The 18,754-nt window shown below is 41.5% G+C and carries 17 protein-coding genes; 1 reads left to right on the plus strand and 16 read right to left on the minus strand.

What is annotated here, in order from left to right:
- Window positions 1-43: 43 nt before the first annotated feature.
- Together AC3WTL_RS17085 and AC3WTL_RS17090 are read right to left on the minus strand one after the other, a co-directional pair.
- Complete coding sequence (locus AC3WTL_RS17085) at window positions 44-1,150, minus strand: toxic anion resistance protein (RefSeq protein WP_222497986.1); 1,107 nt, start codon at window positions 1,148-1,150, stop codon at window positions 44-46.
- A 2-nt stretch (window positions 1,151-1,152) separates the two neighbouring features.
- Complete coding sequence (locus tag AC3WTL_RS17090; protein WP_435869259.1) at window positions 1,153-2,796, minus strand: YceG family protein; 1,644 nt, start codon at window positions 2,794-2,796, stop codon at window positions 1,153-1,155.
- Between the two features lie 290 nt (window positions 2,797-3,086).
- Here AC3WTL_RS17090 and AC3WTL_RS17095 point away from each other — a divergent pair, with 290 nt between their 5' ends.
- Window positions 3,087-3,335, plus strand: a complete 249-nt coding sequence (locus AC3WTL_RS17095) for a hypothetical protein (protein WP_048009404.1) — start codon at window positions 3,087-3,089, stop codon at window positions 3,333-3,335.
- On the opposite strand, the gene AC3WTL_RS17100 is transcribed toward AC3WTL_RS17095, so the two are convergent.
- From AC3WTL_RS17100 to AC3WTL_RS17165, 14 genes are all read right to left on the minus strand, one after another.
- On the minus strand, window positions 3,332-4,129 hold the full coding sequence (locus AC3WTL_RS17100; protein ID WP_248348604.1) for an HAD family hydrolase: 798 nt from the start codon (window positions 4,127-4,129) through the stop codon (window positions 3,332-3,334). The genes AC3WTL_RS17095 and AC3WTL_RS17100 overlap by 4 nt on opposite strands.
- Window positions 4,126-5,235 carry a cysteine protease StiP family protein gene (locus AC3WTL_RS17105; protein ID WP_248348603.1) on the minus strand — a complete coding sequence of 370 codons (1,110 nt, stop codon included), beginning with the start codon at window positions 5,233-5,235 and terminating at the stop codon, window positions 4,126-4,128. The genes AC3WTL_RS17100 and AC3WTL_RS17105 overlap by 4 nt, the downstream gene beginning before the upstream one ends.
- Window positions 5,228-6,601 (minus strand): phosphoribosyltransferase family protein, encoded by a 1,374-nt coding sequence (locus tag AC3WTL_RS17110; RefSeq protein WP_248348601.1) that lies wholly within the window; start codon window positions 6,599-6,601, stop codon window positions 5,228-5,230. The genes AC3WTL_RS17105 and AC3WTL_RS17110 overlap by 8 nt, the downstream gene beginning before the upstream one ends.
- Window positions 6,531-7,742: an HpcH/HpaI aldolase/citrate lyase family protein gene (locus tag AC3WTL_RS17115; protein ID WP_252219219.1), complete on the minus strand. Its 1,212-nt coding sequence runs from the start codon at window positions 7,740-7,742 to the stop codon at window positions 6,531-6,533. The genes AC3WTL_RS17110 and AC3WTL_RS17115 overlap by 71 nt, the downstream gene beginning before the upstream one ends.
- Window positions 7,743-7,861: 119 nt before the next feature.
- Window positions 7,862-8,641, minus strand: a complete 780-nt coding sequence (locus tag AC3WTL_RS17120; RefSeq protein ID WP_252219222.1) for a TerC family protein — start codon at window positions 8,639-8,641, stop codon at window positions 7,862-7,864.
- A gap of 81 nt (window positions 8,642-8,722) precedes the next feature.
- Entirely contained in the window at window positions 8,723-9,304 is a 582-nt protein-coding gene (locus AC3WTL_RS17125) for a TerD family protein (protein ID WP_197247706.1), read from the minus strand.
- 116 nt (window positions 9,305-9,420) lie between these two features.
- Entirely contained in the window at window positions 9,421-10,008 is a 588-nt protein-coding gene (locus AC3WTL_RS17130) for a YpjP family protein (RefSeq protein WP_197208530.1), read from the minus strand.
- Between the two features lie 21 nt (window positions 10,009-10,029).
- The gene (locus tag AC3WTL_RS17135) at window positions 10,030-11,211 is read right to left on the minus strand and encodes an LL-diaminopimelate aminotransferase (protein WP_248348597.1); all 1,182 of its coding nucleotides are present in this window, start codon (window positions 11,209-11,211) and stop codon (window positions 10,030-10,032) included.
- Between the two features lie 316 nt (window positions 11,212-11,527).
- Entirely contained in the window at window positions 11,528-12,301 is a 774-nt protein-coding gene (locus tag AC3WTL_RS17140) for a class I SAM-dependent methyltransferase (RefSeq protein ID WP_252219224.1), read from the minus strand.
- 78 nt (window positions 12,302-12,379) lie between these two features.
- The gene (locus AC3WTL_RS17145) at window positions 12,380-12,814 is read right to left on the minus strand and encodes a BrxA/BrxB family bacilliredoxin (protein WP_163141945.1); all 435 of its coding nucleotides are present in this window, start codon (window positions 12,812-12,814) and stop codon (window positions 12,380-12,382) included.
- Between the two features lie 165 nt (window positions 12,815-12,979).
- Complete coding sequence (ilvD, locus tag AC3WTL_RS17150) at window positions 12,980-14,650, minus strand: dihydroxy-acid dehydratase (protein ID WP_035331579.1); 1,671 nt, start codon at window positions 14,648-14,650, stop codon at window positions 12,980-12,982.
- A gap of 264 nt (window positions 14,651-14,914) precedes the next feature.
- Entirely contained in the window at window positions 14,915-16,051 is a 1,137-nt protein-coding gene (locus tag AC3WTL_RS17155; RefSeq protein ID WP_492369777.1) for a conserved virulence factor C family protein, read from the minus strand.
- A 124-nt stretch (window positions 16,052-16,175) separates the two neighbouring features.
- The gene (locus AC3WTL_RS17160; RefSeq protein WP_222497974.1) at window positions 16,176-18,056 is read right to left on the minus strand and encodes an ABC-F family ATP-binding cassette domain-containing protein; all 1,881 of its coding nucleotides are present in this window, start codon (window positions 18,054-18,056) and stop codon (window positions 16,176-16,178) included.
- On the minus strand, window positions 18,053-18,700 hold the full coding sequence (locus AC3WTL_RS17165; protein ID WP_197213823.1) for an HD domain-containing protein: 648 nt from the start codon (window positions 18,698-18,700) through the stop codon (window positions 18,053-18,055). The genes AC3WTL_RS17160 and AC3WTL_RS17165 overlap by 4 nt, the downstream gene beginning before the upstream one ends.
- Window positions 18,701-18,754 lie beyond the last annotated feature (54 nt).

Raw genomic sequence — 18,754 nt, forward strand, 5'->3', positions numbered from 1 at the left:
ACCTCGTCAATAATTTATATTTTATTTAAAAATGTGCAGCTGACTAACCCTGCTGCTTCATTTTTTTAAAATTGTCCTGGAGCTGTTCCAGTCTCCTGGTTCCTTCTTCTCGCAGACGTTTGTTTTCTTCTTCTATTGATTTTGTCTCCTGCATACCTTTCATGATAATATTCCAGGATTCCTCAATCGTTTCAATCTTAATGCTTGGACCGCCTGCCAATCTTGCAATATCAGCACTTTGGTTTGAAATATTCTGCGCATTGCGCACCAGCATTTCATTTGTCCGTCTGTCCAGCTCGCTCATAGAATCAGCAACCAGCTTTTGCCTTTTGGCTGCAACTGCCTGAATCAGACCGTTTTTAAAGATTGGAATAGTGGTTACAAACGCAGAATTAATCTTGCCGATAAGCTTGGTATTTCCTCTCTGCAGCAGCCGGATTTGCGGTGCTGTCTGAAGGGCAACCATTTTAGCCATTTCAAGATCATAAACTCTTTGTTCGAGTAAATCGACGGCATTTCTTAACGTATCAAGCTGCATCGAAGCCATCTGATCCCCCTGAGCCGCCCGCGCTTCCAGCTGTGGAAGCTGATTGGCCTTTAAATCATCGGCTTTCATTTGTCCAGCAACAGCATATTTTTCAAGCGTCAGATAGTACTGATAATTCTGCTCATACATTTGTTCAAGCATGGTTGTGGAATCGACCATTTCACTTTGGTATTTGGAAATTTCAACATACACTTTATCAATTTCCGCACCCATTGTCTGGTATTTTCCGAAAAGCTTCTCAATCATTTTTTCTCCGCGCTTGAAAAGCTTGCCAAAGATGCCTTTAGGTCCCTGCTCGAAATCCTTCTTGTCAAATTTGTCCATGATTCTGCCGAGCTGTTTTAAAAGTTCACCTGAATCTTCAACCTTCGTTGTTCTCATGTTGCTCAATATCTGGTCAGAGAAGCGGGAAATCTGGACAGCAGGCTCTTTGCCGAATTCAAGTATTTGGATTTGATCCTTCTCATCAATGGACCTGGCCAGATTTTGCACCTCAGGCTCCTGCCTTAAAGCAAGCTTAATTTCTGAAACGTTATTTTCGGTTAATTTATCATCCTGCAGCTGGGCTGTTAAATTTAGTTCTGTTGATTTGGTCGGATTCATTTTCAATCACCCTTTAAATTTTTTAATAATCCTTGAAAGAGAACCTTTTTTAGAAGGGATGGCTCCTTAAATTCCTGTTCAAAAACAACATCCTCAAGCCAATGAACATCATATAAATCTTCCTCAATGAAGTTTTCAATGTCGTTATGGCCCGGCGGATTATACAGTACAATATCTATCCCAAATTGATTAAGCAGCAAAAGGAGTGCGGCATCTGTTCTTACCATCGTTCCGTTCAGCTCGTTATTATAGAGGATAATCTTAGGGACTTCCTGAGAGTAATCAAATTGCTGCATTAATTTTAGAATGCTTGGCGGGATTTGCAGGCTTTGGCTAAACAGATAAATCTTCAATTCTTCTTCCGATTCACCAGGCAGCGGCTTTAATCGCGGGCGATCACACATATTTCTAATGGCCTTTGCAATTCCATTTTGTAGACCTCCAGGAAGCTGCTGATACCTCCAATAGTGCCCTGAAATGATTTTTTCAGGGTCAAGCTTCCCATCCCCGTCCAGTGCATTGCGATAATGGAAACGAAAATCATTGTTGACGCTGTTCGTGAAGGGGAATCTTTTTATCAGCAGACTTTCTTCATATTGGCTGATCGTTTGTATTCGATCCCAATATTCCTTGCGATTCCTGCTTACTCCCTGAATCTTTGAAAAAATAGACGGTATCATGACCCTTCCATCTTTCACCTCAAAGTTTGGGCGGATCATAGCTTTCTCTTTAATTAAAATAAAAAGTTCATCATAAGTGGTTTTCAAGGTCACAGAAGAAGGAGTATACTCCCTAAGCTGCCAGGGTTTATAAAGTCCTGAACCCTCATGGTTAAGGATGGTTTCTATTTCCCTGGATGCCCTGTAGGCGACTGTAGCACTCCTTCGTCTCTTTTCCTGCGGGAAGGGTTCTGGCTTTTTCTTTTCAGGATAATGATGTACAAAAGAATCCTGAACTTCCTGACCCATCCCTGCAAAAAGATCTTCTCCTGAAGGAGAAAAGTAAAGAATATCGCATCCGATTTGAATTAAGTAGTACAAAAAGTAATAATGACTCTTTTTCCCATTCCCGTACCAAAGGACTTTTGGCATACCCAATTTCGGGTCAATATCTTTAAGTTCTGTGCCTAAGTGATTAGCGGACCACTTAATCACATCAACAAGCACTCTTCTTATATCCTGGTTTTTCAAGCCGCCTGATTCCTTTTCAGAAAACAGATTCAGCATACCGATCATCGCTTCTCTTATTTTCCTGTGCACAGAAGGTGAGGAAGATTTGAGCAGCAGCTGCTCTCCATCTAGAAAAGCAGCAAATCGGTTTATGGATAAATTCTGTTCCCGGTTAATATTCAGGACTTTTTGTATCGCCTGGAACTGCTGATTATTAATGGTTTTATCCAAATGTTCTTCACTAAGGAGGAGAAGCCCTGTATTCTCTGTGTGAATAAGATCAAAAAGACGATTATAATATTCATCTTCATCGAGGGGAACTCCAAGAAATCTGGCAACAATTTGGCCAACATGCAGCGTTTGCTGTTCCTCTCTGTAACTTTCACGTTCATGATTAGGCTTTTTTAACTGAGAGCTCCAGTTCTCATATGTAACCTTTAAGATGTGAGTTTTAATTTGACTGTACGACAAGTTCAATTATTATCCCTTCCCTCTATGAGCGAAAGATGCATTCTTATCATTTCATTCAAAAATTGCGTTTCAGTTCCCGGATAATGGCACGGGAAAAAAATATGTAAACTTATTACCATCATATCATAGGAATACAGCCTTTTTCTAAAAATCGTTCACTTTCTTTACGTATAAACAGTAAGAAAGTTTCATTCCGGCAATATTTTTCATTGCTGATTGACCTCAAATGGACTCTTTCACCTTTATCCCTGTCCCCGCATAAAGTGGAGTACTTTGTAAGAGGAAGGTGAGTAAGTATGAGGCTGCTTTTTCGAAGAGTGAGATATCGGGGGATTGATCATGATCTGGATATAATCAGGAATACTTTATGTTCAAGTTCCTTTGTTTTTATAGACGTCTTTTTCCTGTCATTGATCCTTGCCATTTTCTCTTTTGCCAATTACCAGTCTATTCCCATCAGCAGCTTAATCTTTACAGGAAGCTATACTTTTTGCATCTGCTTATTTATCGTTTTAAAAAAATGGCTGAGGGACCAGCCGGACTAAACTCTTTCTTTCATACTATTTAGTATATTATTTAGAATTTCTTCCCCTGCCGCTGTCCCTATATTAGCAGTAATCAAGTAAGGAGATGAGATGGACTTTTCAGCTGCCAGTTCTCCGTGGCTGGGGACATATGCATAGTCGCAGTACTTTAAAAAGTCATGATCAAGCATGGAATCTCCTGCCCCAAATATTATATTTATATCTTCCCGTTCCTGAATAAATTTCACTGCCTCGCCCTTGCAGATGGGATTTGGCATAAAATACAGCTTTCTTCCCTGATGGGATATCCTCCATCCAAAGGATTCTGCCAGATCAGCCATTGCTTTTTTGGCTTCAGCTGTTAATTTTTCTTCAAGAATATAATAAAAGAAAAGATTTTCAGCCATTTTTATTTTCCCGTTCAGTTCCAGGCTTTTTGACCTGTCCATCATTTCCTCAAGCAAAGCACACTCTGACTTCAGCCTCTTTCGGACTATGACGAACCACTCCTCAAGAGGTTTTCCATAATAATGGATATTGGCACCATTGGATGTGACAGTGTAAGGAATGTTAAGGACATCCTGAAAAATGAAAATACGCTTATATTGCTCATAAGTCCTCGTTGTAACAGGCACAAAGAGCATTTGAGCAGATATCTCTTTCAGTAATCTCCGAGCTTCTTGTGTCATAAAGGCAATTTCCCTGCCATCTTTACGCTCAACACCTATTAAATCTTCTCCTGACTGCCCAAAATCAGCAAGTGCTTTATTTGAGTAGATCAGTGTCCTGTCCAAATCTGATGCAAACATCCTCATGATTTTTCTCCAGTCTTTTTAATTAATCCGCAGCAGGTATAACTCATATCAGGATAATGAATAACCTCAACATTCCGCTCCCGGGCCAGCATGACAATATGGCCAACATATGGACTTTCCGGATCTTTCATCAGAATTTTCCATGGAAGCCTTCTTAGAAGAACTCTGGTTGTTTCGCCTACTCCCGGCTTTACAAAGTTAATAGATTCAATATTAAATTCCTCTTGTATTCTCTGAATCTCTTCCATGCCCTTAAAACTTGCTTCCCCAGGGTTTTCCATAATCCTTTTCGCAAGTTCAGCAGCTTCCTGCTTAATAGCCGGGAACTCATCTGCTACAGCTGAAAGATATTGGTTTGAAACATCAGCCTCTTCCAGCTCACTATAATATTTGGCGCCATGGAAATCTTCCGGCCCAATTAAGGATTTATTTAATACTGTTCTGCTGATCAATCCTGAAACAGTTGAGTTGAGACAGGCACTTGGAATCAGAAAATCTTCCCTCGTTCCATATAGAGTTGTGCAATACCCAGGATCAGCAAGAACGGCCAAGGTATCATCAAGAATAACACCATAAGTTTCCTGGAACTGTCTGCAGGCCTTGGTTAATTCAATGGAGATAGCCCCTTTTCCTGTCCATCCGTCCACAAACTGAATTTCACAGCCGGGATGTGAGTTTAGAATATGCTTTATGGCATTTTCGTCAATCCCCCGGTCCCTGATAATGGAAATGCTGTAATGCGGCAAACTCACACCATAAAATTCAGAAAGATACCTCTTTATCAGAATTCCAACAGGTGTTCCTGCTCTCGCGAGAGAAACTAAAACAGTATTTTTTCCTTTTTGCTTCCAGATCTGCTCAGAAACCGCTCCTGTTGACAATGCTGTTTTCCGTTTATAAACATCAAGCGTTTCCCAAAACAGGGAAAGGTATTTTTCAGGCGGCTGATATTCAATAGGAAGCGTTTCACTATAATGCTGACCGGACTGAATGTTTTTTTCTCTTTGTTCAATGGATCCTTCAAGTGAATATCCGCTTAAATCCTTTAATAAAAAGACAACATCATCTTTACTATATGAGCCAAATTTATCTGCTGTTTTATTCATTTTTTCCACCTCCGTTAAAGTAGACTACTTTTACATCTTTAATATATTTTTTTAATTGATTGATAAAAGGCATGAGGGAATCTTTTTCCGGTTCTCTTTCAAAAAACAGGAACACTTCATCATAACAACCGTCTGGAATGTTATAAACAAATTGTGCCATTTCAGGGTCTTCAGGATTTTGAAAGGAAATGCCGTATTGCGCTCCATAATCTTTATCATTTCTTACAAAGATGGGACTGCGTGTTGTTGAGTGGAACTTTACGCCTTCCCCCATTAAGGAGGCAAGCTTCATAGGGATATACATGAACTCCCCGGTTCCTAGACATAATGTATTTCTTCCATCCCGTTTTCGGGATAAGGATTGGCCAATCTCAGCTAATGACACACTTAATCCGGCCTGGCGTTTTGCATCCAGCCCGAAACGGCCCGAATCTTTTAAGTAGGGAATATTTCTGATCTCACCGTTTAAAGTAACTGATGGTTCATTCGTCCGGCTTAATAATTGAGGGAATTCTTTACTTATATCAATATAGGAAATCTGTGCAGTTTGTCCTGAAAGCTCGCCTGATGACTGACCTTTATTCACATCAGGAGTCCCATTTACATCGATTTCCCCTTTTAGAAGAGACACATTGTTAATAATAATGCCCAGCTCTTTTTCCAAATCATCAAACAGGATTTGATCATTTGGGGAACGCCAATCCAGGATGGAGACAACTGTATACATCCTTCTCGGAAAGCGTTCATGAATGGAGCGGATGATATTAATAGCTGTTTTTCCTGTAGTCATTTCATCATCGACAAGAATAATCTCCCTCTTGTTATCCAAAAGGTCTGCATCTGCATAGCATCTGTGTGAAGTAGCATGAGAATGCTCTTCTTCAAAAGTTATGACTGAATTCTGATTTGCCAGCTGCTCTCTTGTTGTATGAAAGTAATCGGCACATTTAAATGATTGAAAGAAAGCATGTCCAAGTGCCGTTGCTGTCTCGGCAAATCCAATAATAACCGGGTTATGGTCTTTATCAATAAAAGGACTGCTGTTCAAGAAATCTGTACCGTTTTCAATAGCGGATAAAAGCTCTGCGGCCTTTCCGGTCTCCACCTTCTTCACCTTCTCCATATAACGGCTGGCGAGCAATTCTCCTGTCAGAAGTCCGATCTTCGGGTCTATCGGTATATGCTTCCCGAGTACTTTGCTGACAAATAAGAAAGATCTTTTCTTGTTAATTCTTGCTGCCATGACAAATAAATCTTCAGGGAGCAGCTCAAATGGGTTCTCAGTTATATGAATATTAACGGTTAATGAGTTGAGTATCTGAATTGAATGTTTCGTTTTTGAGTAGGTCAATGTATGTGATCTCATCCTGCAGCACCCCGTATACTTCTGATTTTAATAATATTTTTTTAGCCCAAAATAAATGAGGTTTTATTTCATTCATTTTGTTTTGATAATCGCTTTTCATTACCCCTATTTTCCCACCGGCCTGACCGGCGATGCTCTGAGCATCCAGGTACTCTTCAAGTGTTACCGTATTCAATGCCTGTACTGGCCTAATATGGGTTGGATGAATAATGGTTTTCCCTGTTAAGCCATTTGAAATATCCATTGCAATTTCTCTTATTAAACCATCCATATGCCGATCAATTAAGTCCGTTCTCATTTTCAGTCCATCCTGTCCGAGACGCTCCATGAATGGGGTTTGCCTTATTTGAGGCTTTAGAAGACGCTCTTTTGAGGAAAAATATTCCCAGACCGGACCTGAAATGACATACGGCTGGTCCGCACGCAGAAAAATATTAATAATATCTGATATGCAATCTCTAATTACAGCAATATCGTAAACTGTCGTATCAGAATTTCTTCGTATTCCGTAGAGTCCGCTAAAATCCGTAGCTCCAATTCTCACATTTAAAACCAGCTCAAAATATTGGTCCAGCACTTTCTTTATGCCGATCAACTCTTCAAGCCTTGTTTCTTTTTGAATAATTTCTTTCGTCTCCAAAATCGGCATGGCATATAAACAATACCCATGAGAATTAAGCTCTTTTATTTCAGTTAAAATTCTGCATCCTTCAGCTGGTGAAAACTTAGGCAGGACAAAGCCGGTCAGGAGATGCATTCCATTCGGAATTCTGCTTTTGAGTCTCATAAGCTGCTCATAGCTCCTGATTCGCACGAAGATCAAAGGGAGATCTTCTTCTTCACAAAGACCCTTCACAAGGTCTGAGCTTAAATTTTCCAATTCCGAACAAAGCAGATCTTCCGCCATTTCCACTTCATCATCACCAATTGCATCTTCAAGGCATATGACCATGGATGAAAGGCCAGCATGCTTTTTTGACAGCAGATCCTGGTGAATATTAGGCCTTGTCGCCGGCATATATAAAGTTGCCCCAAGAGCATATGATAATAGCTCCCTGTCAGATCTCTTGTTAAAATAGCCAGGCTTTTTATAAAACATTTTATTTATTTTTTCACCCGGCAGATCGGAAAATAGTCTCATTTTCGCAGCTCCATTCCTTCACTAAAATACTACTTTCTTCCTTTTTCATTCAAAAAAGATAAAAATAAAAGGGAGCGGACAAGTGTCTGTTCCCTTTCTAAATCTATGAAATTACATATTTAGTTCGATCCCTGATCTACAGCTTCCTTTTTTGCATTCCTTGCATGAACTACAAAAGTAAGTGCAAACACGATTACCAACACAATAAAGAAGTAAATATGGTCAATATGAATACCTGCCGCACTTGCAAGCATCTTAGCAGCAATAAGCAGGATCAGAATATATGAGCTTGTTTCCAGCTCCGGCACCCTGTCAATTAGCTTTAGGAATACTCCTGCTACGCCACGCATCATTATAATACCAAGCATGCCTCCAATTAACAGCACCCAGATTTCTTCACTTACTCCAAGCGCAGCTAATATACTATCTATGGAGAAGGCAATATCCATCAATTCCACCGCAATGACGGTTCCCCAGAAAGTGCCAAAAAGACGAATTAATAAACCTCGCTGATTAATCCCTTCAATGGCCTCTTCATCACCGTCTTGCTCTGCTTTCCGTTTATCAATAAAATACTTTATTGCAAGCCATGCTAAATATGCTGCACCCAATGCCTTAATATACCAGAATTCTATTAAGTATACCCCGATTCCAATTGCAAGGAACCTGAAGAAATAAGCACCTAAGAGACCGTAAAAAAGTGCTTTCTTGCGCTGTTTTTCCGGTAAATGTTTTACCATTACAGCAAGTACTAATGCATTATCAGCAGATAATAAGCCTTCTAAAATTACAAGTGTACCTATCAGTGCCCAGCTTTCTGGTTTTGATAAAGCCTCCACCCACATGTCCCAGTGAAAAAACTTGGCATAAGTATTCAGAATTGCCTCTAAAACTTCCATTCTTGTATTATTCCCCCCAAGTATTTGTCCGTATAAAAGACCCGGCATTGCCGAGCCTTATTAAGCAAATATACCTCTTATTTATCCAACCTGTAAACCAAAATCTTTTGCCAGTGCAGCCAGTCCGCCCTGATATCCGCTTCCGATTGCACTGAATTTCCACTCTCCGTTATGTCTGTACAATTCCCCAACTACAAGAGCAGTTTCAATTGAGAAGTCTTCACCCAGGTCATAGCGGATCAATTCTTCGCCTGTATCTTCATTCAGAATTCTTGCATAAGCATTGGATACCTGTCCAAAGTTCTGATTGCGGGCTTCCCCGTCATGAATGGTAATTGTGAATGTAATGCGCTGAATGTTTGCCGGCACATTAGCCAGGTCAATTTTCACCTGCTCATCATCGCCATCCCCTTCACCTGTCCGGTTATCCCCAGTATGTACAACTGAACCATTAGCGCCTGATGTATTGTTGTAGAAAACAAAGTCACTTTCAGAAGTTACTTTTCCAGTATCTCCAAGCAGAAATACGGAAGAATCCAAATCAAAGTCATTTCCGCCATCATATTTGTTCGTATCCCATCCAAGTCCTACTACTACCTTACTCATTCCTGGATTTGTCTTTGTTAAGTCCACTTTTTGTCCTTTTGATAAGCTTACTGCCATTTCAACTCAAACCTCCATTATGTAGAATAAATGTATTTACGGTATAAATCATGAAAAGTTTCATAATCCGTATAAATATTTTTTCACATTCCAAAATTAATTTCAATCTTAAAACTCTAACTCATCCATTTAGGCGGGGTGTTTTTATTCCAATAGATTGAACCGAGTTCATGGTGAGCCTGAAATTGATCATGGTGTGTGTGATAATGAAAATTAAACCAGTACCCCTGTTGAGGAGGGTGGTCCCTTCGCACATGGAACCGAATCACATCCTCATCCGTCATGCTATTGGTGATATGGAAGATTTTTTCCGATAATCCGCCCCCCGGAGTTTCTGTAACTTTTAACTGTGCAAGGCTTTCCTCGGGAAATTGCACTGCCACCTCCTGGATGGCTTTCTCAATTTCCGGAAGAATGACCTCGTTAAACTCATCTTCAATAACTGGGCCTATCTTTGCACCAAATTTCTCATACGATTGTGTCTCAGCCTCTACAAGCATTTGCCTGATAAAGTTCTCTTTATCGAAATTACTATTTTCCTCTTCAGCAAGTTCTGCGCCCTTCTCTGAGTTTTCAACATCTGAAGCTCTGGAGGCTTTTAGCTGGTTCGTATTTTCATAAAGAAATGCCTGAGAAGGTGTGACGAGGCCAAACGTTAAAATGGTAACAAGTACAACAAAGGATTTCCTCAGCCAATTCGGCATGTTATTCGCCCTTCCTTTCCCCTAAGCAAGGATTTTTTTAAATATGCCGCTGCCTTCAATATTAAGGGCAGCTTGCCTTAAAACATCTTCGTGCTGAACAAGAGCAATCCGAACGTATCCCTCACCCCACCTGCCAAATGCACTTCCAGGCGTTACGACTACACCGGCCCGGTTAATTAAGTCAATCGCAAAATCCTTGGAGCAGCTGTACCCGGATGGGACCTCGGCCCACAAGAACATTGACCCCTCAGGCCTGCTGATATCCCAGCCGATAGTTTCAAGATCTTTTATTAATACATCTCTTCTTTTTCTATATGTCTCTCTCAAGTCCTGCAAAAAACCGGACTGATCATTCAATGCTTTCACCGCAGCTGCCTGTACCGGCAGGAATACCCCATAATCCAAATTGGATTTGAAGTTGGCCAGCAGTGCAATAATCTGCTGATTACCTGCGGCATATGCCACCCTGCAGCCAGCCATATTAAAGCTTTTTGATAGTGAGTTCATTTCAATCCCCACATCAGCGGCCCCTTCAACAGACAAAAAACTTAAAGGCTTATTTTCATAATAAAGTTCCGAATAAGCAAAATCATGCAGTACAGCAAAACCGTATTTCTTTGCAAGCCGGATTGCTTGAAGAAAAAGTTCCTCTGTGGCCATTGCCGGAACAGGGTTGCCAGGGAAGTTCAATATCATTAATTTCGTGTTTGCAAGAATATCTTCAGGGATCTCATTAAAATCAGGGAGAAAGCAGTTCTCCTTCTTTAAAGGCATTCCGTACATTTGTGCACCAGCCATTGCAGCACCTGCAGCATAGGCAGTGTATCCGGGGTCAGGAACAAGGATATAATCTCCCGGATCACATAGAACCATCGGCAAATGTATCAGCCCATCCTGGGATCCCATTAAAAGCAGCACCTCTGAAGCAGGATCGAGATCCACTTCGAAGTTTCGTTTATAATAGCCGCTGACTGCGGTATGAAATTCATTTGTACCTGTTAACGAGTACCCGTATAGTTCAGGATCACGGGCACCTCTTGCCAATTCCTCCATAACAAAAGCGGGAGGGGGCATATCAGGACTGCCAATGCTCAAATCAATCACCGAAAGCCCGTCTGAAAGTTTCGAATTCTTAATATGGGCCAATTCCGTAAACACGCTCTCTGTAAAAGAAGCCATTCTTTTTGAAATAGGAAATTCCATCGTAACCTTCCTCGCTATGTATCTCGTTTCTATTTTTCTATTATACTTCTTTTCGAACCAAATTAAAATTGATTTCATGCATCGGCAAAAAGAACAATAGAAATATAGTAATAACTTATTTGGCGGATTAATTAGGAGCAAAGCGGGGAATAATAAAACAAATCATGTTCTTCAAGTCCAGAAGAATGAATAAGGGGGAAATGATCATGGATTGGTCTGTATTCTTTGTCATTGCAAGTCTTTTACTTATGGCTTACTTTGTTTATCTGGCTATTGCAGATTAAATAAGCAGGTGCCTGTTAACTGGCACCTTTTCTTATTTTTCAATTATGCCAAAATGAAATTTAGATGACTTTCTTTCAATTACTTTGAAACCATATTGAGCAAACCTGGAACTTCTAAAGTGGTCTTTCAGGATTACCCTTTGCCTCGCAGCTCTTTTTGCATGAAATATAACTTCCTCTGACAGATCTTCATAAACGGCAAAGTTCCTTAAAGCTTTAATCCCTTCTGACTCAAAGATTTCTTCTTCAAACATTGGATCAAAATAGACAATATCGTAACTGTCCGAAGGCAGTTTTTTTAAATATGGAAGGGCCATTGTTGCTTCAACATTTATTCTTCCCATGGCCTGATTCATACTTTCAAGCCCGGAGTCCCACTGCCTTAGCCCGTTCGCAACGAGAAAGGAAAGGTATTTATTTCCTTCGAGTCCCGTAACTTTACCTTTATTGCCCGCAGCAAAACTGGCTGTTATGCTGTCAGATGCCAGACCAAGAGTACAATCGAGTATACTGCTTCCTTCTTTAAGACCCGCAGCCTCAAGAAAAGGATCACTCTCACCTTTTAAGAGGCGCTTCACTCTGAACATTGCAGAACTCGGATGAAAGAAGAACGGCTGGTTTTCACCAATCTGATAAAGTTCGAGCCGGTCTTTTCCGACTACTATGCAGTCTTCAGGAGCTTGTTGTTGAATCGCTTTAACAGACCTTTTATTCCTTTCGATGTACTCTGCTCCCAATTGTTCTGCAATGTTTTTTGCTTTTTCTTTCATTGCTTCATTGGTGCGTCCGGATGTCGTAATTAGCATATATGTTCACCTGATTCCTAAAATTGCTATTAAAAAAGGGTGCCTGCAGACACCCTTTTTTGTTTAAGCATTATGTTCTCAGCAGTTCGCCTCAAATGCTGCAAGCAGGTTCTCCATGATTGCTTCCATGGAATGGTCTTCAATATCATGGCGGTGAATGAAGTGCACAACTTCCTTTCCCCTTAAAAGAGCCATAGAAGGTGATGAAGGCTCATATCCATCAAAGTACTCGCGCATTTTTGCTGTTGCTTCTTTGTCCTGTCCTGCAAAAACCGTCACTAGATGATCCGGTTTCTTTTCACTTCTTAGAACAGCCTGTGTTGCTGCAGGGCGGGCAAGACCTGCTGCACAGCCGCAAACTGAATTCACAACAACAAGAGCTGTGCCTTCAAGGTTCTCCATGAATTGCTCTACATCTTCTGAAGCCGCAAGCTCTTTAAAGCCTGCCTGTACAAGCTCCTCACGCATCGGCTTCACCATTTGTTTCATATATTCTTCATATGCCATTGACATAAAATTTATTTCCTCCTTATCGTTCATTTTGTAAAGTAAGCATACTATATCACACGATCTTTATGCAATTTTTCTATGCCGGGTTTTATTTTTTGTCATAAGGTTTCTAATTCAAATCATTTCAGCAAGAAAGCCGGTCCTAAAAGACCGGCATCCTAAATATATTTAAATTTTCATAACGCCGCCTGTGCTGGCATTCGTGACAAGCTTCGAATAACGGGCAAGGTACCCTTTTTTAACCTTTGGCTCGAAGCCCTTCCAATTGGCTTTCCGCTTTTCGAATTCTTCATCTGAAATTTCCAGATTGATTGTACGGTTATTCAGATCCAATTCAATTATGTCTCCATTTTCCACAAATGCAATAGGTCCGCCTTCAGCAGCCTCCGGTGAGATGTGCCCAATGCTGATGCCGCGTGAAGCACCCGAGAAACGGCCATCTGTAATCAGGCCGACTTTTGCACCTAAACCACGGCCGACAATCTGTGAAGTCGGTGCAAGCATCTCCGGCATTCCAGGGCCGCCTTTAGGGCCCTCATAACGAATGACAACAACATGGCCTTCCTGCACCTTGCCAGTAATGATTCCGGATAGTGCATCTTCCTGCGAATCAAAGCAGATGGCTGGCCCTCTATGGTATCCGCCTACTGACTCATCTACTGCACCCACTTTTATAATTGATCCCTCAGGAGCTAAATTCCCAAATAAAACTGCCAGTCCTCCTCGTTCAGAGTGCGGATTCTCCAGTGTCCGGATTACATTTTTATCCAGAATCTCACTGCCTGCTACATTCTCCCTTAGCGGCTTTCCGGTAACTGTCAGACAGTCACCATTCAAGGCGTCCGGCTTTTTAAGCAATTCATTGATGATTGCACTCACCCCACCCGCATTATGAACATCTTCAATATGATAATCTGATGCAGGAGCGATCTTGGCTAAATGCGGAACCCGATTGGCGATCTCATTGATTCGTTCAATCGGATATTCAATTTCAGCTTCGTGAGCAAGCGCTAATGTGTGAAGAACTGTATTGGTGGAACCGCCCATTGCCATATCAAGGGCAAATGCATTGTCAATGGCATCAATAGTAACAATATCACGCGGCTTGATGTCTTGCTTGATTAATTCCATCAGCTGTTTGGCTGAACGTTTAACAAATTCCTTTCTTTCTTCTGATACGGCCAAAATCGTTCCATTGCCAGGAAGTGCAAGACCCAGTCCTTCTGCAAGGCAGTTCATGGAATTCGCAGTGAACATCCCTGAACAGGAACCGCAGGTCGGACATGCTACCTGCTCGATTTCCAGGAGCTTTTGTTCATCTATCTGGCCGGATTCGAAGGCACCTACACCCTCAAATACCGAACTTAAGGATAATGGCTTTCCGCTTGAATCTACGCCGGCTTTCATCGGGCCTCCGCTGACAAAAAGGGTTGGAATATTAACCCTCAATGCCCCCATCATCATTCCGGGTGTGATTTTATCGCAGTTCGGGATACAGACCATTCCGTCAAACCAGTGGGCAGAAACCACTGTTTCAAGTGAATCTGCAATGATCTCACGGCTTGGCAGAGAATAGCGCATGCCGATATGGCCCATGGCAATGCCATCATCCACTCCAATGGTATTAAATTCAAATGGAACACCGCCTGCTTCACGGATTGCCTCTTTAACAATTTTACCAAATTCCTGCAAATGCACATGGCCAGGAACGATATCAATGTAGGAATTGCACACAGCAATAAATGGTTTTCCGAAATCTTCTTCCTTTACTCCGGCAGCACGCAGCAGGCTGCGGTGCGGAGCCCTGTCTGTCCCTTTTTTGATCATATCACTTCTCATCTGTGAGCCAGTCATAGTATGTACCTCCCGTTTTACCCTAGATTCATAATCTCTTATTCTATGGAAATAAATTAACTAACCTCCTGCCCCCCAAATATTTCTTTTCAATATAGACCCTTTTTCGGATAATTTCAATAATTATTGCAAATTTAATTTAATTTTTCGCTTTAAATGAATGAAACTGTAATGCGTGTAAGTTTTAAATTAATCAATTCCAATAAAAAAACCGCTGCAGATCCTAAAATCTGAGCGGTTTTTTTAAAATTATTTCTCACCTTTATTCCGGGATTCAGTCATTTGTTTCCATACTGAACCCTTTGCTTCTTCTCCATGCTCAATTCTCTCAATTGCCAGTTTAATCTGCAGACTGACTTCGAATTCAGGGTCGTCTTCTGCTGCTTTTAGAGCAGGCAGCGCACTTTCATCACCCACTTCGTAAAGGAACATGGCCGCACGCCAGCGTACAAGCTTACTATCATCCTGCAGGGCTTCCTTCATGGCATCCATTGCTTCTGCAAACCCTAAGTCTGATAAACAGTCTCCGGCTGTACGCCTTACAGTGACCGTTTTATCCTTCAATGCTCTGTACATAAGCGGCAGGACCTTTTTATCTTCAATCATTCCAAGATAAACTGTCGCAAGTCTTCTAATTGAAGCCTTTTCATCATTGAGAGCTTTTTCAAGAACAGGCAGATCCCCCAGTTCTGGATTATCCATCTGCTCGAGTTTTTGATAGCGCTCCCGCCAATCAAGAGAATCCAAATCTTCTAATGAAAGTTTAAGGAGAGACCGCACATGTTTATCCTCTGTGTTATCCGGGCTTTTAGCTGTTTTCACTAGGGTCTGGAGCCGTCCCTCCGGATAGGCAGCCATTAGTTCCTCAACAATATCATGGCCAACTTGGTCAAAGTCCCCGTAGCGGACCCCGAATTCCTTCCACTTGCGGACCATGACAACATTATCAGCAGGATCCTGCGCTTTTGTAACTGCTTTAATAAAGTTTTCAGGAAGTCCGAAGCGCTTTTCTTCTGTGCCGTCAGTCAGCTTCACCTGCATCGGAATTCCTTTGTACATTTGGACTAATACCTGCACCTCACCAAAATGTTCATCCATGCCGTTTTCTTCACTACCGTCATTTTCCACGTCCTCGCCAAATGCAGATCGAACTTGAGGAAGCAGCTCTTTCCAGTCATATTTGGCATTTCTTTCTACTGCCAGGAAATCAGCAACATGGTAAACCCCTTTTATGCCTTCGATCTCAAGAATATCAAGGATGATCCTTGGAGCTCCTTCTTTTTTATCTTTTTTATAATTATTGGCTTTCCCCATTGGAAGCTCTTCATCAAGAATAACCTTCATTGTATTCGGACTTGGTGTTGGTTCGATTGCTTTTATTTTCAAAAGTATCACCCTTTTTTATATATTCACGCTGGTAACTGATTTTATTTTAACATAAGGAGAATTTCGAGGCATTTTAGCTGATTTAACTATAAAAAATAACCCGGAGATTCCCCCGGGCATGACATTATTCATCTTCTGCTGCTTCTGATAGATAGCTCCATCTCTCAATCAAGTATTCAAGCTCTTCATTCAGCTTTGTTTCTTCTTCTACTAAGGCCTGGCCCTTTTCAAAGTCACTTCCGATGCTGGCCATTTCTGAGGAAATCGCTTCAAGACGGGCTTCAGCAGCCTCAATCTTTCCCTCTATTTCTTCCCATTCTTTCTTCTCTTTGTAGCTCATTCTCTTCTTTTTCGGTTTTGTTTCCCTCGTTTTTTTAGGGGCATGGTCCATTTCCTGAACCGGTTTGGCATTTTCACTTTCAAGAAATTCACTGTAATTTCCATAGTAGGATTCGATTTTGCCCTCTCCTTTTAACACAAGCAGCTGCTCAGCCACTTTATCCAGGAAATAGCGGTCATGCGAAACAGTAATGACTACGCCGGGAAAATCATCCAGGTAATCCTCGAGAACCGTCAGGGTTTGGGTATCAAGGTTATTAGTCGGCTCGTCAAGAAGAAGAACATTAGGCTCTGACATTAAGATCTTCAGTAGATAAAGCCTCCGTTTTTCCCCGCCGGAAAGCTTGCGGATTGGAGTGCCATGAGTATATGGCGGAAAAAGGAAACGCTCCAGCATTTGAGCCGCAGAAATGGTTTTTCCATCTGAAGTTTCAACTACTTCAGCTGTTTCTTTGAGATATTCTATCATACGTTTACTTTCATCCATATCTTCGCTTTCCTGTGTATAGTAAGCAATTTTTACTGTCTGCCCAATAATGCGCTCACCTGAGTCAAGAGGAATCCTGCCTGCCAGTATGTTAAGGAGAGTTGATTTCCCTGTCCCATTTCTTCCAATAATCCCTATTCTGTCCCCTGGTTTTACGAGAAGATCAAAATGATCCAGAATTGTCTGGGAGCCATATTTTTTTGATGCAGCTTCAAGTTCAAATACCTGTTTTCCGAGGCGGCTGCCGCTTAGGGACATGTCCAATTTTTCGGAGGATTTAACTGAAGCAAGCTGGCTGTCAAGAGTTTCGAACCGCTGGATCCTGGCTTTTTGCTTGGTGGTACGGGCTTTTGCACCTCTTCTGATCCATTCGAGTTCTCTTCTGAACAAATTTTTCTGCTTTTCTATAGTGGCTGCTTCATTTTCCTCTCTTATTGCTTTGGCTTCAAGGAATGCAGCATAATTCCCTTTATAGCTGTAAAGATTTCCGCCCTCAAGCTCAAACATTTTGTTTGTAACCCGGTCAAGGAAATAACGGTCATGTGTCACAAGAAGCAGTGCGCCCCTATATCTGCCCAGATATTCTTCCAGCCATTTAACCGATTCAAAATCAAGATGATTTGTCGGCTCGTCAAGAATCAGCAAGTCTGGTGACTGGATCAAAGCTTGGGCGAGCGCAACCCGCTTTTTCTGTCCGCCTGAAAGCTCGCCAATTTTTCTGCTGAAATCCTCAATGCCCAGTTTAGTGAGAATCGTTTTGGCATCGGTATTTACCTCCCATGCATTAAGTGTATCCATTCTTTTTTGAAGTTCGAAAAGGCTATCCTGGATAGCTGGATCTTCAGGGTTCCGGCTAAGCTCCAGCAGCGCTTGTTCATATTCTCTCTGCAGGACAAGTATTGGCGCATCTCCTGCAAATACCTGCTCGAGAACGGTTAAATCATAATTCAGGTCAGGCTGCTGTGCTGAATATGAAATGGTATAATCTCTCGGTTTGACTATTTCTCCTGAGTCCGGCAGGTCTACCCCCGCGATCACCTTCAGCAGGGAGGATTTTCCTGTACCGTTTACACCGATCAGTCCTGCCCTTTCTTTTTCGGCTATTGTAAATGATATATTGTTAAAAAGTTCTTTCTCACCATAGGTTTTTGTCACATTTTCCACAGAAATCATCTTCATGCTTGACCATTCCATTCTTTAAAAAATTGATGCAGAAACTGTTCCATAAGCTCATGCCGCTCTTCTGCCATTTTCATAGCAGTGTCAGTATTCAGCAGATCTTTCAGCTTCAAAAGCTTTTCGTAAAAATGATTGATGGATGACGACCTGCCATTCCGGTATTCATCTTCAGTCATTTCTCTTCTGATATTAAGGGCAGGATCATAAATCAGCTGTCCTTTTTTGCCTCCGTATGCAAATGCTCTCGCAATTCCCACGGCGCCGATCGCATCCAATCTGTCCGCATCCTGGACTATTTTGGCTTCTTCACTTAAAATCCTGGTGTTATGGCCGCCATTAAAGGAAACTGAATCAATGATTGCCTTAATACTGCTGAATGCTTCCTCTGTGATTTCAAGTTCCTGCAGAAAGTCAGACAGTTTCCTGTCCCCTGCTTCTCTGGAAGTGTTCAGCTTCGCATCAGGTATATCATGAAGCAAGGCTGCCATTTCAATGAAAAAAGGATCTCCTTTTTGTTCCCTTTTCGCTATGTAAAGGGCATTTTTTCGCACCCGCTCAATATGATGCCAGTCATGCCCGGTTGAATCATCCCCGAGTGTATCCCGGACAAATTTTTCTGTTATATGTATTATATTTTCTTTCATTATTTCACCCGCTTTCAAACTCCACTGTCCATTTTAACATTAGTCCTAAAAAGA

It is taken from the genome of Cytobacillus sp. EB106-05-05-XG126 (assembly GCF_058791715.1).

What these genes read in the sequence shown, in the direction of transcription:
- AC3WTL_RS17085 (WP_222497986.1), bottom strand. Translation starts at nt 1,150, where the DNA reads ATGAATCCGACCAAATCAACAGAACTAAATTTAACAGCCCAGCTGCAG.
- AC3WTL_RS17095 (WP_048009404.1), top strand. Translation starts at nt 3,087, where the DNA reads ATGAGGCTGCTTTTTCGAAGAGTGAGATATCGGGGGATTGATCATGAT.
- AC3WTL_RS17100 (WP_248348604.1), bottom strand. Translation starts at nt 4,129, where the DNA reads ATGAGGATGTTTGCATCAGATTTGGACAGGACACTGATCTACTCAAAT.
- AC3WTL_RS17105 (WP_248348603.1), bottom strand. Translation starts at nt 5,235, where the DNA reads ATGAATAAAACAGCAGATAAATTTGGCTCATATAGTAAAGATGATGTT.
- AC3WTL_RS17110 (WP_248348601.1), bottom strand. Translation starts at nt 6,601, where the DNA reads ATGAGATCACATACATTGACCTACTCAAAAACGAAACATTCAATTCAG.
- AC3WTL_RS17115 (WP_252219219.1), bottom strand. Translation starts at nt 7,742, where the DNA reads ATGAGACTATTTTCCGATCTGCCGGGTGAAAAAATAAATAAAATGTTT.
- AC3WTL_RS17120 (WP_252219222.1), bottom strand. Translation starts at nt 8,641, where the DNA reads ATGGAAGTTTTAGAGGCAATTCTGAATACTTATGCCAAGTTTTTTCAC.
- AC3WTL_RS17125 (WP_197247706.1), bottom strand. Translation starts at nt 9,304, where the DNA reads ATGGCAGTAAGCTTATCAAAAGGACAAAAAGTGGACTTAACAAAGACA.
- AC3WTL_RS17130 (WP_197208530.1), bottom strand. Translation starts at nt 10,008, where the DNA reads ATGCCGAATTGGCTGAGGAAATCCTTTGTTGTACTTGTTACCATTTTA.
- AC3WTL_RS17135 (WP_248348597.1), bottom strand. Translation starts at nt 11,211, where the DNA reads ATGGAATTTCCTATTTCAAAAAGAATGGCTTCTTTTACAGAGAGCGTG.
- AC3WTL_RS17140 (WP_252219224.1), bottom strand. Translation starts at nt 12,301, where the DNA reads ATGCTAATTACGACATCCGGACGCACCAATGAAGCAATGAAAGAAAAA.
- AC3WTL_RS17145 (WP_163141945.1), bottom strand. Translation starts at nt 12,814, where the DNA reads ATGTCAATGGCATATGAAGAATATATGAAACAAATGGTGAAGCCGATG.
- ilvD (WP_035331579.1), bottom strand. Translation starts at nt 14,650, where the DNA reads ATGAGAAGTGATATGATCAAAAAAGGGACAGACAGGGCTCCGCACCGC.
- AC3WTL_RS17160 (WP_222497974.1), bottom strand. Translation starts at nt 18,056, where the DNA reads ATGAAGATGATTTCTGTGGAAAATGTGACAAAAACCTATGGTGAGAAA.
- AC3WTL_RS17165 (WP_197213823.1), bottom strand. Translation starts at nt 18,700, where the DNA reads ATGAAAGAAAATATAATACATATAACAGAAAAATTTGTCCGGGATACA.